This window comes from Novosphingobium sp. ERN07 (assembly GCF_012641335.1).
Taxonomy (GTDB): Bacteria; Pseudomonadota; Alphaproteobacteria; order Sphingomonadales; family Sphingomonadaceae; genus Novosphingobium.
In genome coordinates this window covers 46,285-61,549 of record NZ_JABAID010000021.1, presented here as the reverse complement: position 1 = coordinate 61,549, position 15,265 = coordinate 46,285, and the positions used below count along the sequence as shown (strand labels likewise).

The following is a 15,265-nucleotide window of genomic DNA, read 5'->3' as shown; positions in this document are numbered from 1 at the left end:
GTCGATGAGTCCCCCTTTTCCGCCAGCTGCCGAGACGTGGGCGCGGACTGTGGTGCTGTCGATGCTATAGTGGCCACTGTCCGCCATGATCTCGGCCAGTGTCACGGCGACGGTCTCCCAGACGCTGGCTTCACTCCATCGCCGGAACCGGCGATAAATGGTGTTCCAACTGCCATACTTGGGCGGCACGTCGCGCCACGGGGCGCCGCAACGGAGCCGCCAGAGTATGCCATTGATGATCGAGCGGTTGTACTCGGGCCGACGTCCTCGACCACGGTTTTCAGGCTCGATGGGTAGCAAGCTCGTTAGAACGCGCCATTCTGCTTCATTCAGATCGCCTCGGCTCAAATCTGCCTCCAAAAAGCAGCTTTGAGCCAACCGTTCTGTTCGGCGTCAACCGTAACTCGCCTGGCTGTTGAGATCAGATGCAGTTACGATCCACCGCGATATGATCACGACAGCGAACAACGACGACGAACATTGCGACTGCGAGGTGCATGGGCGTCAGCCCATCACGTTCGTCTGCGCCCATATCGTAGGGCGAACATCACCGGACACAGCCGGATTTGTTTCCTTTCCGCCTGAGGATGAAGATGACCTCAGGGACGCATGGTGTGAGGCTTGCGACGCCTATCTGCAAAGCAACGGCGGCGAGTGGATCGAAGATACTCTGGTGGTGCCTGACGGCATCACGATCATATGTGCCGAGTGTTATCGCCAGCGCGAAGCGGATGCCCGCTTAGCGGGACGAAGGAGGATCCGGCACGGCTGAATTTGTCCACGCGGCCTAGGCTGCACACCATGCGTTTTCGGGTCTGCGCAAAAGCGCAGACCATCTGCGCCCTACCGTACTTATTCTTGCCGGTGGCAACAGCTTGCCCCTACGCAACCGGTACAATAGAAATCGGCCCTATATGGCCTTCGTTTCGTTCCGCTCCCGCCTGCGCGCATTTCAGACGATGCGCTGCGATCCGCCTGAACCGGGCTTCATTGCCGATCTCGAATTTCTGGAAAATCGCGATCTCGATCTTTCCGTGCGCCTCGGTGCGATGCTTGGCCTGAACGCGCTACTAATCACCATCGGGACGCATCCTATCTCGGCAAGTCCCGGCGCGCCGCTCTCGCTCGATGCGCCCACACAGGCCGGCTTCGTTCTGGCGAACCTTGCTGCCCTGCTGCCGCTGGTTATCTCGTGCTTCCTGGCCCTGCGTGCCATGCTGCTGGGAGAGGAATTCGACGCCGATGGGCTGGAAGGCGATGCGGCGCTGCGCCAGCGCCTGTTCGCCAGTTTCATCCGCTCGATCGATGCGCAGGCGCGCCTGCTTTATCACGCGGTCAGATGGACCATTACTGGTGGCGCGCTCAATCTTTTGCTGTGGGGCGCAATACTTTACGCAAAAATGGCTTGATCCTCAGGTGGGGTTGCCGGACCGAAACGAGGCGCACCGGCACCCCGCTCCGAAGTCAGCCTTCGGCTTCGCGCACAAACGCGGCATCGCCACCAATTCGCGCCGCAATCCTGCCAAGCATGGTCAGCACGACCACGGCCAGCACCGTCGCGACGATGGCGTAACTGTAAAGCCCCGCCAGATTGTCACCCATACCCAACAGGGCCAGCGTGGCCTTGATCGCTTCGTTCCACGCGAGGGCTGCGACCAGCCCAAGCGAGGCCGAAGCCAACGTGATCATCGTTTGCACCATCGCCTTTGGATCCGTCATGGATACCCCCTGTTGTTGCGTCCGTGGCGAGAATTGCCCGGTGACGTTCCCGCGCACAAGAGGGGGCGTTGTCCGTAACGGCTCAATCGTGTTCGCGGCCACCTGCGCCGATATAGAGCTCGCGTCCCATCTCGTCGTACTTCGCGCTCATTGCCTTCATCCCTGCTTCGGCTTCGGTCTCATCCGCAGCGACGAAAGTCTCGATGGGCTGGTTCTGCTTGGCAGCAAATTCGCGCACTTCCTGGCTGATCTTCATCGAACAGAACTTCGGCCCGCACATCGAACAGAAGTGCGCGGTCTTTGCGCCTTCTGCGGGCAGAGTCTGATCGTGATACTGCTCAGCCGTATCGGGATCGAGCGACAGGTTGAACTGATCGCGCCAGCGGAATTCGAACCGGGCCTTGCTCAGCGCGTCGTCGCGCACCTGTGCCGCAGGATGACCCTTCGCAAGGTCAGCTGCGTGCGCCGCCAGCTTGTACGTCACCACACCAACCTTCACGTCATCACGATCCGGCAGGCCAAGATGCTCCTTGGGCGTGACGTAGCAAAGCATCGCCGTGCCATACCAGCCGATCTGCGCAGCACCGATGCCGCTGGTGATGTGATCGTATCCCGGCGCAATATCCGTCACCAATGGTCCAAGCGTGTAGAACGGCGCTTCGCCGCACGCTTCGAGCTGCTTGGTCATGTTCTCCTTGATCTTGTGCATCGGCACGTGGCCGGGGCCTTCAATCATCACCTGCACGTCTTGCGCCCAGGCCCGCTTGGTCAGTTCGCCCAGAGTGTAAAGTTCAGCGAACTGCGCTTCATCGTTGGCGTCATAGATCGAACCGGGGCGCAAGCCATCGCCCAGCGAATAGGCCACGTCATAGGCCTTCATGATCTCGGTGATCTCGTCAAAGCGCTCGTAAAGGAACGACTCTTTGTGATGCGCAAGGCACCACTTCGCCATGATCGACCCGCCACGGCTGACGATCCCGGTCATGCGCTTGGCCGCAAGCGGGATATAGGGCAGGCGCACGCCCGCATGGATCGTGAAGTAGTCCACGCCCTGCTCGGCCTGTTCGATCAGGGTATCGCGGAACACTTCCCACGTCAGGTCTTCGGCAATGCCGCCGACCTTTTCCAGCGCCTGATAGATCGGCACCGTGCCGATGGGCACAGGGCTGTTGCGCAGGATCCATTCGCGCGTGTCGTGAATGTTGCGGCCCGTCGAAAGGTCCATCACGGTGTCCGCGCCCCAGCGGATCGACCAGACCATCTTGTCCACTTCGCTCGCCACGTCAGACGCCACGGCGGAGTTGCCGATGTTGGCATTGATCTTGACGAGGAAGTTGCGACCGATCGCCATCGGCTCTGATTCAGGGTGGTTGATGTTCGAAGGGATGATCGCGCGACCCCGCGCCACTTCGTCACGCACGAACTCAGGCGTCACATAATCCGGGATCGAAGCGCCCCAGTCCTGCCCATCGCGGATCAGTGCTTCCTTGGCCTGCTTGCGGCCAAGGTTTTCGCGGATGGCGACATATTCCATCTCCGGCGTGATGATGCCCCGGCGTGCATAGTGCATCTGGCTGACGTTCTGCCCGGCCTTGGCGCGCAGCGGACGCTTTACCACGTTGGGGAACGGCGGCACTCCGGCAGACCGGTCAGGCCCCTTCAAGCCGTTGTCCTCAGGCTTCACTTCGCGCGCGTCGTATTCTTCCACATCGCCGCGCGCCATGATCCAGTCTCGGCGCAATTGGGGCAGGCCGGCAGCGATGTCGATGGCCACCGTCGTATCGGTATAGGGACCGGACGTGTCATAAACCCGCACCGGCGGCTCACCGCTCGAAGGTTCCAGCGCAATCTCGCGCATGGCAACGCGCACATCGGGAAAGCGCAGGCTTTCGACATGTATCTTGCGGCTGCCGCGGATCGGGCCGGTGGTGACGCCGATTTCGAGCTTGGAATTGATATCTGCCATTGGGCGCTCCTCTTCATGACGGATGAGGAACTGGCCATTGTGCGACACGGGTCGAAAGCGGCCTTCCCTCCCTCCGCCCGTGCTAACGGGTTCAGGTTCGACGGGTCGGGCTGCGTGACCAGCCCCTCTCAGCCAGCACTGGCTCCCCGGGGTATGGCAAAGGCTTTTAGGCGCACAATGCGCGCGCGGCAACCGGCGTTTGTCTATTCCGCCGCTTCCACCAAACGTCCCGCTCCCCGCACACCATCATAGACGAACTCCTGCCCGTCCAGATCGATGGCGGGAATTGCATCGCGTTCCAGCCAGTAGTTCTGGTTGTGCCGCCATTCTTCCTTGCCACCGCGCTGCGGCAGCTTGTGCATATCGCGCATCAGGTAGCCCGGATTGAAGTTGTCCGCCTCGATCCACGGCAGCACATCCATGCCCGCATCCTCGTCCCGGAAGGCCGCTTCCACCTTCTTCGCGCCCCGCTCGTCCATATGGCGCAACAGGCGGCAGACGAAATCGCCCAGCATGTCCACGCGCAGCGTCCAGCTTGCCCGGAAATAGCCGAAGACCCAGACCATGTTCGGAACACCTGTGAACATCATCCCGCGATAGGTCACCGTATCGCCCCAGTTGACTTGCGTGCCATCCACCTCGAACGGAATGTCGCCCAGCACCTTCAGATGAAATCCGGTGCAGGCCACGATGATGTCTGCCTCCAGCACTTCACCCGAAGCAGTCAGCACGCCCTTTTCGGTGAAGCGGTCTATCGTGTCAGTCACCACGCGAACTTTGCCCTGCGCGGCGGCCTGAAACAGATCGCCATCGGGGCAGAACGCCAGCCGCTGCTGCCACGGGCGATACTTGGGCGTGAAGTGCGGCTCGAAGTTGAAGTCCTCACCGGCATAGGCGCGCGCCGCCATCTTCAGTTCTTCAAACACCACGTCCGGTTCCTCGACGCAGCGTTTGTCCATCACTGCCTGATCATGCATCACTTGCGCCCGCACAACGCGATGGATGGTCGGCTCATCTATGCCTATTTGCCGCAGCCGGTCGGCCAGTTCGTTCTGGTTGGGATGGCAATAGAAGTATGTGGGCGAACGCTGCAGCATCGTCACCTGCGCCTTCTCGGCAAAGGCCGGAACCACCGTTGCCGCCGTCGCGCCCGATCCGATCACAAGGATGCGCTTGCCTTCCCAATCAGTCGCCGGATCCCACAACTGGGCATGGACGAACAAACCCTTGAAGTCCGAAACGCCCTGCCACTCTTTCGGGATATAAGGCACCTGATGGTCGTAATAGCCCTGGCACATCCACAGGAACCCGGCGGTAAACGTAGCAACGCTTCCGTCCTTCAGGCGTGCCTCCAACGTCCAACGGTTCGTCTTGCTGGACCATTTCGCGCTCGTGATCGTGTGGCCATAGCGGATATGCCGGTCGATCCCGGCATCTTCGATCACTTCGCCCATGTAGTCGAGGATCGCCTGCGCGCTGGCAATCGGCGCGCCAACCCACGGCTTGAAGCGATAGCCGAACGTGTAGAGGTCTGAATCAGACCGCACGCCCGGATACTTGTGCGTCTCCCACGTTCCGCCAAACGTATCCTTGGATTCGATCACCGCATATGTCTTGCCGGGGCACTGGTCCTGCAGGTGCCATGCCGACCCGATCCCAGAGATACCGGCCCCGATGATCAGGACATCAAAATCGCCGCCCGAACTTGCGTGTTCGCCCATCTGTCCTCTCCATGATCCTCGCCCCCTTTCGAACGGGGCGTGTCAGGCCGTTCTCGGCTCATGCGGAAAGGTGACATTGATCGGTATCAAGCTGCAACCTGATGCACCTGACAATGAAGTTATCGGTCAAGAAAATGCAGCGATCATCCGCCGGCCTGCCATTCCCGCACAGCATCCAGCGGATAGGCCAACATCAGCACGTTGAGCGCCAGATTATCGCGGATCATGAACAGCGTAAATGCCTCGAACACCAGCGCCACGCCCACTGTGACCAGTGCCGGAACCTGCGCGGCAAACAGGAACCCAAGGCTCATGAACGCCATGTCCGCAAAGGAATTGAGCACGCTGTCACCAGAATACCCATAGGATATCGTCACCGCGCGGTAGCGGTCGATGATGATGGGAGAGTTTTCAAGGATTTCCCAAGCGCCCTCGACCAGCACGGCCAGCGCCAGCGCCCAGCGCGGCGAAAGCGTCTGCAAGCCGAACCGCCGCCATAAAAGATGTGCTACGCCATAGAACAGGAAGCCGTGGATCACATGGCTGAAGCTGTACCAGTCCGAAATCTGCTGGCTGTTCTCTGCCGATTCCACCACGCCTTGCCACAGCCTGATTGTGCCGCAGGGGCAGATCGGCGGCCGGTGCATTCCCAGCAGAATGATCACGATGCCCGCGGCCACGCCCAATGCCGCAAGTTTGCCAGCGCGATCCGGCAGCAAGTTTGATTTCATCGGTCTTGTCCCTTCCCCTCTCTGCCCTTTCTGACGGGTCAGCCTCCAAGTCACAAGCCCGTGGTTGCACCCGCAACCGCATCGCCCTAAGCGCATGATAATGAGTGTGCGCCATTGCGATATTGTCATTCTCGGAGGCGGCTTGGCAGGCGGCCTCGTCGCGCTGGCGCTCAAACAGGCGCAACCGGGTCTTTCGCTGTTGCTGGTCGAACAGGGCGATACGCTCGGCGGCCATCACGTCTGGTCGTTTTTCGGCACCGATATCGGCAAGGCCGGGCGTGATCTGCTGGATGGCATGATCGTGGCTGCATGGCCTGAATACACCGTGCGCTTCCCCCGGCACGAACGGTGCCTGCGCACCAGCTACTATTCCATAACCTCGGCCCGTTTTGATCGCGTTGTCCGGGCGAGCCTTGGGTCCGATGCGATCATGACCGGCGTCAGGGCGCTGGCCTGCAGCGCCACCAATGCCACCCTGTCCGATGGAACGCGGGTGGAGGCAGGCGCAGTCATCGATGCGCGCGGCCTGCGCAACGTCAATGATCTGACCGGCGGCTGGCAGAAATTCGTCGGCCGCAGGTTCCGGCTTCAGGCCCCCCACGGCCTGAACGCTCCCATTGTAAAGGATGCCACCGTCGAACAGATCGACGGCTACCGCTTCGTCTATTGCCTGCCCTTTGCGCCGGACGAGATCTTCGTCGAAGACACCTATTACGCCGATGGCCCAGCCTTGGATGTCAACGCCATTCGCGCCCGGATCGATGCCTACGTCGCCCAGCAGGGCTGGATCGTGACCGAAGTGCTGGACGAGGAACAGGGTATTCTACCCGTTGTGGCAGGCGGCGATTTCGGCGCATTCTGGCGGGCAAGTGGCAGTAACGTTGCGCGCGCAGGCGTTCGCGCCGGGCTATTCCACGCGGTGACCAGCTACTCGCTGCCTGATGCGGTGCGCTATGCCCTCGCGCTGGCATCGCAGGCCGATCTGGGTGGAGAGGCGCTGGCCCGGTTCAGCGAAGCATGGGCGCAGCGCCACTGGCAGGAATCGGCCTATTACCGCACGCTCTCCGCCCTACTCTTTGCCGGGGCAGAGCCACATCTGCGCTATCGCGTGCTCGAACGCTTCTATGGCCTCGACCACAGGCTGATCGAACGGTTCTATGCCGGGCGCACCACCACGCTCGACAAGTTCCGCATCCTTGCCGGAAAGCCGCCGCTGCCCGTCACCCGCGCCGTCGGCGTGCTGACACGCCTTGGCGCACGGCCAAAACCCCTTTCCTTCTCAGGAACCCGACCATGAAACGTGCCTGCGTAATCGGCTCAGGCTTCGGTGGCCTTGCCTTGGCCATCAGGCTCCAGTCAGGCGGCGTGCAGACGACGCTGATCGAAGCCCGCGACAAGCCGGGCGGCCGCGCCTACCACTGGCAGAAGGACGGCTTCACTTTCGATGCCGGGCCGACCGTGATCACCGATCCTGCCTGTCTGGAAGAACTCTGGGCGCTCAAGGGCCATCGCTTGTCAGATGATGTGGACCTCATGCCCGTCATGCCGTTCTACCGGCTGAACTGGGCGGACGGCACCAACTTCGATTATTCCAACGACAGCGTGAACCTGCGCAACGAGATCGCCAAGCTCAGCCCGCAGGATGTGGCGGGCTATGAAGACTTCCTGCATTACTCGGCGGGCGTCTTCGAAGAAGGCTATCGCAAGCTAGGTGCCGTGCCGTTCCTCGATTTCGCCAGCATGATCAAAGCCGCGCCGTCGCTGGCACGCTATCAGGCATGGCGCTCGGTCTACTCGGTCGTCTCCAGCTACATCAAGAATGAAAAGCTGCGCGAGGCTTTCAGCTTCCACACCCTGCTCGTCGGCGGCAACCCGATGACCACCAGCGCCATCTACGCCCTGATCCACAAGCTTGAAAAGGACGGCGGCGTGTGGTGGGCAAAGGGCGGCACCAACCGCCTGATCGAAGGCATGGTCACCCACTTCCGCCGCATCGGCGGCGAAGTGCGGATGGGCGATCCGGTCACCCATGTCGAAACGCTCGGCACGCGGGTGACAGGCGTCGAAACGAAAAGCGGATGGTCCGGCAGATTCGATGCTGTCGCATCCAATGCCGATATCATGCACTCCTATCGCGACCTGATGCCCGACAATACGCACGCCCAGCGGCGCGCAAAGGCTCTGGCGAAAAAGCGCTATTCCCCCAGCCTCTTCGTCGTCCACTTTGGCGTGGAAGGCACATGGCCGGGCATTCCCCACCACATGATCCTGTTCGGCCCGCGTTACAAAGGCCTGCTCGACGACATCTACACCCACGGCGTCCTGCCGCAGGATTTCTCGATCTACCTCCACCACCCCACCGTTACCGATCCCTCGGTAGCGCCAGAGGGCATGAGCACCTTCTATGCCCTCGTCCCGGTCGCCAATATGGGCAAGCTACCCGTCGATTGGGATCAGGTTGGTCCCATCCTGGAAAAGCGCATTCTGGATGAAGTGGGCCGTCGTCTGATCCCCGATATCCATTCGCGTATCATAACGAAGTTCCACTACGCTCCGGCAGACTTCAAGACAGATCTGTCCGCACACCTCGGCAGCGCGTTCAGCCTTGAACCGTTACTAACGCAAAGCGCATGGTTCCGCGCGCACAACCGCGACGATGCCATCTCGAACTTTTACCTTGTCGGCGCGGGCACCCATCCCGGCGCGGGCATTCCCGGCGTGGTCGGCTCGGCCAAAGCCACCGCGAAGCTGATGCTGGAGGATCTTCTGTGAAACGTCTCGCCGTCTATTGCGGCTCCGCCTCGCCTGCCGACACTCGTTACGTCACGCTGGCCCGCGAAATCGGGCAGGAACTGGCGCGGCGCGGCATTGGGGTCGTCTATGGCGGCGGAAGGTTGGGCCTGATGGGCGCGGTTGCCTATGGCGCGCTGGATGCGGGCGGTGAAGTTATCGGCGTGATCCCCGAAGGCCTCGTCAATTCGGAAGTCGCCAACCACGATTGCACCGAACTCCACGTCGTTTCTGGGATGCACGAACGCAAGAAGCGCTTCACCGATCTGTCGGACGGTTTCCTCACCATCCCCGGCGGCGTCGGCACGATGGACGAACTGTGGGAAGCCGTCAGTTGGGCGCAGCTTGGCTATCATGCCAAGCCGGTAGGGCTGCTCAACGCTTTCGGCTTCTACGATCATCTGCTGGCCTTCAACCGCCACATGATCGATGTGGGCTTCATTCGCCCGGCGCACGCCAACATCATCATCGCCGAGCCTGACCTCGATCTGCTGCTGGCCCGGATGGAAACCCACGTGCCGCACACTCCGATCTTTGCGATGAAGGCCGACGATCTCTAGGCGATGCAGGATCGGGCCGCTCTCGTTACTAACGCGCGCCAATCGATCCTGAAGGGGTCGAAAAGCTTCGCCATCGCCAGCCACCTGTTTGATCGCGTCACGCGCGAACGGGTGTGGCTGCTTTACGCATGGTGCCGCCGCTGCGACGATATCATCGATGCGCAGGATCACGGCGGTGCCTTGGGTATTCAGACAGGCGCGGCAGAGCGTCTGGCGCAAGTGCGGGAAAAGACCGCACTTGCCTTTGCAGGCAAGGACTCTGGCGATCCCGCCTTTGACGCGCTCGGCCTCGTCGCGCGCGAAACCGGCCTTACGCTCGACATGGCGCGTGACGTTATCGATGGCTTCGCGCTCGACGCCGCCGAATGGCAGCCCCATTCCGAAGCCGATCTCATGCGCTACTGCTGGCATGTCGCGGGCGCGGTGGGCGTGATGATGGCCGTGGTCATGGGCGTATCCCCCGATGATGCTGACACACTCGACCGCGCCTGCGACCTCGGCCTCGCCTTCCAGCTCGCCAACATCGCGCGCGATATCGAGGAGGATGACGCGGCAGACCGCTGCTACATTCCGCTGGACTGGCTGGCTGAGGAAGACATTCCGCCGGGCGAGCAGATGAAGCCGCACTATCGCCCCGCCCTGACGCGGATTGTGGCGCGGATGTGCAAGGCGGCCGAAATCCACGAATGCTCGGCGCGCATCGGCGCAGCCCGCCTCCGGCCCCGCCAGCGCTGGGCAATCCTTGCTGCGGCGGGCATCTATGGCGAGATTGCGCGGGAGGTTGCGCGGCGTGGCGAACACGCCTGGGACCATCGCGCTGTCGTTAGTAACGGTCGTAAGTTGGGGTTTGTGGCCAACGCAGCGTGGGCAGCCATCCGCCCGGTTCCACGGTCCTGCATCGCCCTTGCAAGTGCCCGGAAATACGGCAGAATTGACCTGATGGCACTGTCACGCAAGCAGGGCGTTCCGAACTGCACCTAGATGCACCTAACTGCACCTACGCGCATCTGACAGGTCCAAATCGCGGTTTGCGATGCGCCCAAGGCGTGCCACAATGCGCGTGCGCAAGGGAGATCGGACGTGGATGCCGCAACGACGCCCGTTACGTTACAAAACCGGTCCGATAGTACGCCGGACCTAGTCTATCGCACTCGCCTTCCCGTGCGCATCTGGCACTGGATCAACGCCATCTCGATCTTCGCCCTGCTGATGAGCGGCGCGACGATCTTCAACGCCCATCCACGCCTCTACTGGGGCAAATATGGCGCGAATTACGATGATCCGTGGTTGATCATCGGAAAGCGGGGGCAGGAAGGATTCCTGCAATTGGGCAGCCTTGAAATTCCGACGACTGGCCTGTTGGGATATACCCCTTGGTCCTCCAAGGCGATCCCGCCGCTACTGACGATACCGAATTATTACAGCTTGGCCGAAGGGCGGCAGTGGCATTTTTTCTTTGCGTGGATATTGATCATCGCGCTGATCACATTTGTGATTTATTCCATTTTCTCCAGACATTTGAAGAATGATCTTGCGTTATCATCTGAGGAGCGACGCACGACACGTCTATGGCAGGATATCAAGGATCATGCCCGCTTCCGCTTCCCGACCGGAGCGGCAGCGCGCAATTACAACGCATTGCAGAAGATCGCCTATCTCAGCGTAATTTTCCTTTTGATTCCGTTGGTTATCCTGACTGGCCTCACAATGTCGCCCAATCTCAACGCGGCATTTCCGGTTCTGCTCGACATTTTCGGCGGACGCCAGTCGGCGCGATCCATACATTTTCTATGTGCCGCAGCACTTTGTAGCTTCATCCTCATCCATCTTCTGATGGTTGTCCTTGCGGGTCCAATCAACGAAATGCGCTCGATCCTTACCGGATGGTATAGGCTGCCGCAGCGCGGGAAGGATTTGTTATGATTTCCCGGCGCACCGCGCTGATTGGTGTAGGCGCGTTAACACTTTCGGGATGCGAGCGCGTTACGCGATCACCGACTGTCCGCAAGATACTGACTTTTGGGGAAAAAGCTACGTTAACCAGTCAGCGTCTGGTTACGAACCGTAACGCGCTGGCCCCCGAATTCACCCGCGCGGACCTCTCCCCACGCTTCCGGGTGAACGGAAATGCGATGCCGGCGTCCCCCGAATATGCCCGCCACGTGGCCACTGGCTTTGCCGACTGGGCACTGGAGGTAGGCGGGCTGGTACAAAACCCGCTACGACTGACGCTGGCGCAGCTCAAGGCCGCTCCGCAGCGCACGCAGATCACCCGGCAAGACTGCGTCGAGGGGTGGAGCGCTATTGGTGAATGGACCGGCGTGCCGCTTTCCCTGCTTCTGCGGCACGCACAGATTTCCGATAAAGCACAATTCATTGTCTTCCATTGTGCAGATGATTTCTCAGGTATCCCGTACTATGAGAGCATCGATATGATCGACGCCTTGCACCCGCAAACGATCCTTGCCCACACCATGAACCGCCAGCCCCTGCCCATCGGCCACGGCGCACCGATCCGGCTGCGCGTGGAGCGGGCGCTGGGGTACAAGCAGGCCAAGTTCGTGATGCGGATCGAGGCGGTCGCCTCGCTGACGGGCATTCATGGCGGCAAGGGTGGATATTGGGAGGATCATTCCGGCTATCAGTGGTTCGCCGGTATCTGAAATGGATCGGCCTGCCACGCGCGAGTGCAACGTAACAGGCCGACATACTACTGAATTAAAACAGTTTTATGGGACGTTACGCATCAACGCATCAGCACGAGTTCCTCGGCCATCGAGGGATGCAGCGCCACGGTCGCATCGAAATCGGCCTTGGCCAGGCCGGCCTTTACCGCAATGGCCGCGGCCTGCAGGATTTCCGGGCTGTCAGGGCCGATCATGTGAATGCCCAGCACCTTCTCGGTCGTGGCTTCGACGATCATCTTGTAGAGGCCGCGTTCCGGGCGGTGGCCGAAGATGTTCTTCATCGGGCGGAAGTCCGACGAGTACACCTTGATGTTGCTGCCGTAGGCCTGCCGCGCTTGGCTTTCCGTCAGACCAACGCCGGCCAGCGGGGGCTGTGAGAATACGGCGCTGGGGATGCAGTCGTAGCTGACCGAGGTTTCCTTGCCGCCAAACACACGGTCGGCAAAGGCGTGGCCTTCGCGGATGGCAATCGGAGTCAACTGCACGCGGTTCGTTACGTCACCGACGGCGTAAATGCTGGCGCACGCCGTTTTCCCGTGGTCGTCCACCGGGATTTCACCTTGCGCACCGAGTTCGATCCCGGCGCTTTCCAGCCCCAGCCCGTCCGTCTTGGGGCGGCGTCCGGTGGCGACGAGGACAACATCGGCGTGGAGTGGGTCGGGCTGCTTGCCCACATAGACCTGGAACGAGCCGTCGTCCTGCTTTTCCACGCGATCGAACGGGCAGTTGAATTTGTATTCGATGCCGCGCGCCATTGTGATCTGGAGCAGGCGGTCGCGCATCGATTCATCATAGCCGCGCAGGATCGTTTCGCTGCGGTTGACCACCGTTACGTGACAGCCCAGCGCATTGAAAATGCCTGCAAATTCCATCGCGATGTAGCCTGCGCCGGAAATGACCACACGCTTTGGCAGGCTTTTCAGATGAAACACCTCGTTCGACGTGATGCAGTGTTCGCTGCCTTCGAACTCCGCCATGACCGGCCACGCGCCTGTGGCAATCAGAATATACTTCGCGCTGATCTCCTGCCCCGAAGCGAGACGCACGGTGTTCGGTCCCGTAACGGTGGCGCGTTCCAGAAAACGCTCAACCTTGTTGGTCTCAAGGGTGTTTGTGTAGGCCGTATTGAGGCGATCAACGTCTTTCAGAACCGCGTCACGTAACGTCGGCCAGTCGAAGCTCATCTTCTCGACCGTCCAGCCATAGTTGGCGGCGTCCTGCAGTTCTTCGGCAAAGTGCGAACCGTAGACCAGCAGCTTCTTGGGCACGCAGCCCCGGATCACGCACGTGCCGCCGACCCGGTATTCTTCCGCCACCGCAACGCGCGCGCCGTGGCTGGCGGCAATGCGGCTGGCCCGGACGCCCCCGGAACCCGCGCCGATGACGAAGAGGTCGTAGTCGAATTGCTGGTCAGCCATATGCACTCCTTCTTGTGGAGCAGCATATGGCCTCTGGCCCTTCGCAAGACCAGAGGCTTTTGCGCAATACCGTTAGGTAGACTTACAATTATCCGCCAATACCTGCGGCCGCCAGCAAAGCCTCGGTCGAAGGATCGAAACCTTCACCAGCGCCGGTATCGATCTGCTTGGCAATGGCCTTGCCCAGTTCCACGCCGAACTGGTCGAACGGATTGATGCCGAGCATCGCCGCCGAAACGAAAGTGCGGTGTTCGTGAAAGGCGATCAGCGCGCCGAGCGTGGCGGGGTTCAGATCGTCGCACAGGATGGTGGCGGAGGGACGGTCGCCCGGATAGGCGCGCGCCCCATCTTCCGATGCCTTGCCTGCCATGAGCGCAGCACCTTGCGCAAAGCAGTTCGATAGCAGGATCTGGTGGTGGACCGGATCGAGATCGTGGCCGGGCACCTTCACGGCAAGGAAATCGACCGGGATCAGGTGGGTGCCCTGATGGAGCAACTGGAACACCGCGTGCTGCGCATCGGTGCCGACACCGCCCCAGGTGATCGGCGCGCTGGCCCGCGTGAGCGGCGAGCCATCGGCCAGCACGCGCTTGCCGTTCGATTCCATCTCTAGCTGCTGGAGATAGTCGGGCAGCAGAGCGAGCCGTTCGTCATAGGCAAAGACCGCGCGCGTCTGGCAGGCGCGCACCTGGGCATAGTAGAGATCGGCAAAAGCGGCGCGGACGATAACGTTTTCGGCAAGGTCAACGTCAATGAAGTGGCGGTCAATCGCAGCAGCACCATCGAGAAATTCGGCAAAGCCCTGCCAACCCAGCGCCATCGCGACCGGAAAACCGATGGACGACCACAATGAATAGCGCCCGCCCACGGTTTCGGAAAATGGCAGGACGCGGGTTTCATCCACACCCCATTCCACCGCCTTCTCAGGCGCAGCGGTCAACGCGACGACGCGACCATAGGGATCGTCAACGCCGTTCTCGCTCAACCAGTCGAGCGCAGAGCGAGCGTTGGTCATCGTTTCGGTGGTCGTGAAAGTCTTCGAGGCGATGGCGATCATCGTGGTCGTCGGATCGCAGGCGTTCATGGCGGCTTCGAGTGCGCAGCCATCGATATTCGAAACGACATGGACGGCGACCTTGGCGCCGTCGCGCGTCAATGCGTCAATCGCCAGCGCCGGGCCGAGCGCGGAGCCGCCGATGCCGATATGGATCAGGCTCTTCACATCGCCCAGCAGGCCTTCGTGGATCGCATCGACCAGCATCTTCATGCGGGCATGAAGCGCTTCGGCTTCCTCGACACTGGTATCCTTGCCCACGCCGCGTTGCGCGGTGTGTTCTGCAGCGCGGCCTTCGGTGTTGTTGATCTTCTCGCCATTGATCAGCGCATCGCGGCGGCCTTCGAGGTCCATTGCGGCGGCAATCGAGCCAAGCAGCGCTTCGACTTCGGGCGAAAGGTGCGTTTTCGACCAGTCAAACAGGATCGGCCCGCCCGGCAGATCGAGCGTGGCACAATAGCGTGCGAGCCGCGCGGGATCGGCAAACAGGTCTTTCAGGGTCGGCCGGGGCAGACCCGCCAGCGCCGTCCAGAAGAGTTCGGCTTGGGCATCGATCATGACAATCCTCATCGTTTCGCAACTGCGTAATCGCTCTAATGCCCGCTACCGCCCCGTTCGC

At 61.1% G+C, this 15,265-nt stretch carries 15 protein-coding genes and 1 riboswitch; of the genes, 8 read left to right on the top strand and 7 right to left on the bottom strand.

All coding sequences use genetic code 11. The features are described 5' to 3' along the window. A partial coding sequence (locus HGI47_RS19045) for an IS5 family transposase (RefSeq protein WP_168854362.1) occupies window positions 1–348 on the bottom strand: 348 nt, incomplete at its 3' end. 100 nt (window positions 349–448) lie between these two features. On the opposite strand from HGI47_RS19045, the gene HGI47_RS19040 reads away from it, so the two are divergent. Both HGI47_RS19040 and HGI47_RS19035 read left to right on the top strand, forming a co-directional pair. Continuing rightward, a complete protein-coding gene (locus HGI47_RS19040; protein WP_168854361.1) occupies window positions 449–772 on the top strand; it encodes a hypothetical protein in 324 nt (107 codons plus the stop codon). A gap of 142 nt (window positions 773–914) precedes the next feature. After that, window positions 915–1,409 carry a hypothetical protein gene (locus HGI47_RS19035; RefSeq protein ID WP_168854360.1) on the top strand — a complete coding sequence of 165 codons (495 nt, stop codon included), beginning with the start codon at window positions 915–917 and terminating at the stop codon, window positions 1,407–1,409. A 55-nt stretch (window positions 1,410–1,464) separates the two neighbouring features. Here the strand turns inward: HGI47_RS19035 and HGI47_RS19030 are convergent, their stop codons facing one another. The 4 genes from HGI47_RS19030 to HGI47_RS19015 all read right to left on the bottom strand — a co-directional run bounded on the left by HGI47_RS19030 (window position 1,465) and on the right by HGI47_RS19015 (window position 6,137). Further along, the gene (locus HGI47_RS19030) at window positions 1,465–1,719 is read right to left on the bottom strand and encodes a DUF5654 family protein (protein ID WP_168854359.1); all 255 of its coding nucleotides are present in this window, start codon (window positions 1,717–1,719) and stop codon (window positions 1,465–1,467) included. A gap of 82 nt (window positions 1,720–1,801) precedes the next feature. After that, a complete protein-coding gene (thiC, locus tag HGI47_RS19025) occupies window positions 1,802–3,685 on the bottom strand; it encodes a phosphomethylpyrimidine synthase ThiC (protein ID WP_168854358.1) in 1,884 nt (627 codons plus the stop codon). A 51-nt stretch (window positions 3,686–3,736) separates the two neighbouring features. Then, window positions 3,737–3,844, bottom strand: a riboswitch (TPP riboswitch). Between the two features lie 44 nt (window positions 3,845–3,888). Beyond that, complete coding sequence (locus HGI47_RS19020; RefSeq protein ID WP_168854357.1) at window positions 3,889–5,406, bottom strand: NAD(P)/FAD-dependent oxidoreductase; 1,518 nt, start codon at window positions 5,404–5,406, stop codon at window positions 3,889–3,891. A 143-nt stretch (window positions 5,407–5,549) separates the two neighbouring features. Further along, entirely contained in the window at window positions 5,550–6,137 is a 588-nt protein-coding gene (locus tag HGI47_RS19015; RefSeq protein WP_168854356.1) for a DUF2585 domain-containing protein, read from the bottom strand. Between the two features lie 100 nt (window positions 6,138–6,237). On the opposite strand from HGI47_RS19015, the gene crtY reads away from it, so the two are divergent. The 6 genes from crtY (at window position 6,238) to HGI47_RS18985 (ending at window position 12,150) form a co-directional block, all read left to right on the top strand. Beyond that, window positions 6,238–7,434 carry a lycopene beta-cyclase CrtY gene (gene crtY, locus HGI47_RS19010; RefSeq protein WP_168854355.1) on the top strand — a complete coding sequence of 399 codons (1,197 nt, stop codon included), beginning with the start codon at window positions 6,238–6,240 and terminating at the stop codon, window positions 7,432–7,434. Beyond that, on the top strand, window positions 7,431–8,909 hold the full coding sequence (locus tag HGI47_RS19005) for a phytoene desaturase (protein ID WP_168854354.1): 1,479 nt from the start codon (window positions 7,431–7,433) through the stop codon (window positions 8,907–8,909). The genes crtY and HGI47_RS19005 overlap by 4 nt, the downstream gene beginning before the upstream one ends. Then, window positions 8,906–9,487 carry a TIGR00730 family Rossman fold protein gene (locus HGI47_RS19000; RefSeq protein WP_168854353.1) on the top strand — a complete coding sequence of 194 codons (582 nt, stop codon included), beginning with the start codon at window positions 8,906–8,908 and terminating at the stop codon, window positions 9,485–9,487. The genes HGI47_RS19005 and HGI47_RS19000 overlap by 4 nt, the downstream gene beginning before the upstream one ends. Window positions 9,488–9,490: 3 nt before the next feature. Continuing rightward, the gene (locus HGI47_RS18995) at window positions 9,491–10,468 is read left to right on the top strand and encodes a phytoene/squalene synthase family protein (RefSeq protein WP_168854352.1); all 978 of its coding nucleotides are present in this window, start codon (window positions 9,491–9,493) and stop codon (window positions 10,466–10,468) included. A gap of 99 nt (window positions 10,469–10,567) precedes the next feature. Next, complete coding sequence (locus tag HGI47_RS18990; protein ID WP_168854351.1) at window positions 10,568–11,410, top strand: cytochrome b/b6 domain-containing protein; 843 nt, start codon at window positions 10,568–10,570, stop codon at window positions 11,408–11,410. Then, a complete protein-coding gene (locus HGI47_RS18985; protein WP_168854350.1) occupies window positions 11,407–12,150 on the top strand; it encodes a molybdopterin-binding protein in 744 nt (247 codons plus the stop codon). Before HGI47_RS18990 ends, HGI47_RS18985 begins: the two co-directional genes overlap by 4 nt. A gap of 83 nt (window positions 12,151–12,233) precedes the next feature. Here HGI47_RS18985 and gorA read toward each other — a convergent pair whose 3' ends face one another. Next, window positions 12,234–13,592, bottom strand: a complete 1,359-nt coding sequence (gene gorA, locus HGI47_RS18980; protein ID WP_168854349.1) for a glutathione-disulfide reductase — start codon at window positions 13,590–13,592, stop codon at window positions 12,234–12,236. A gap of 88 nt (window positions 13,593–13,680) precedes the next feature. Then, a complete protein-coding gene (gene pgi, locus HGI47_RS18975) occupies window positions 13,681–15,204 on the bottom strand; it encodes a glucose-6-phosphate isomerase (RefSeq protein ID WP_168854348.1) in 1,524 nt (507 codons plus the stop codon). Window positions 15,205–15,265 lie beyond the last annotated feature (61 nt).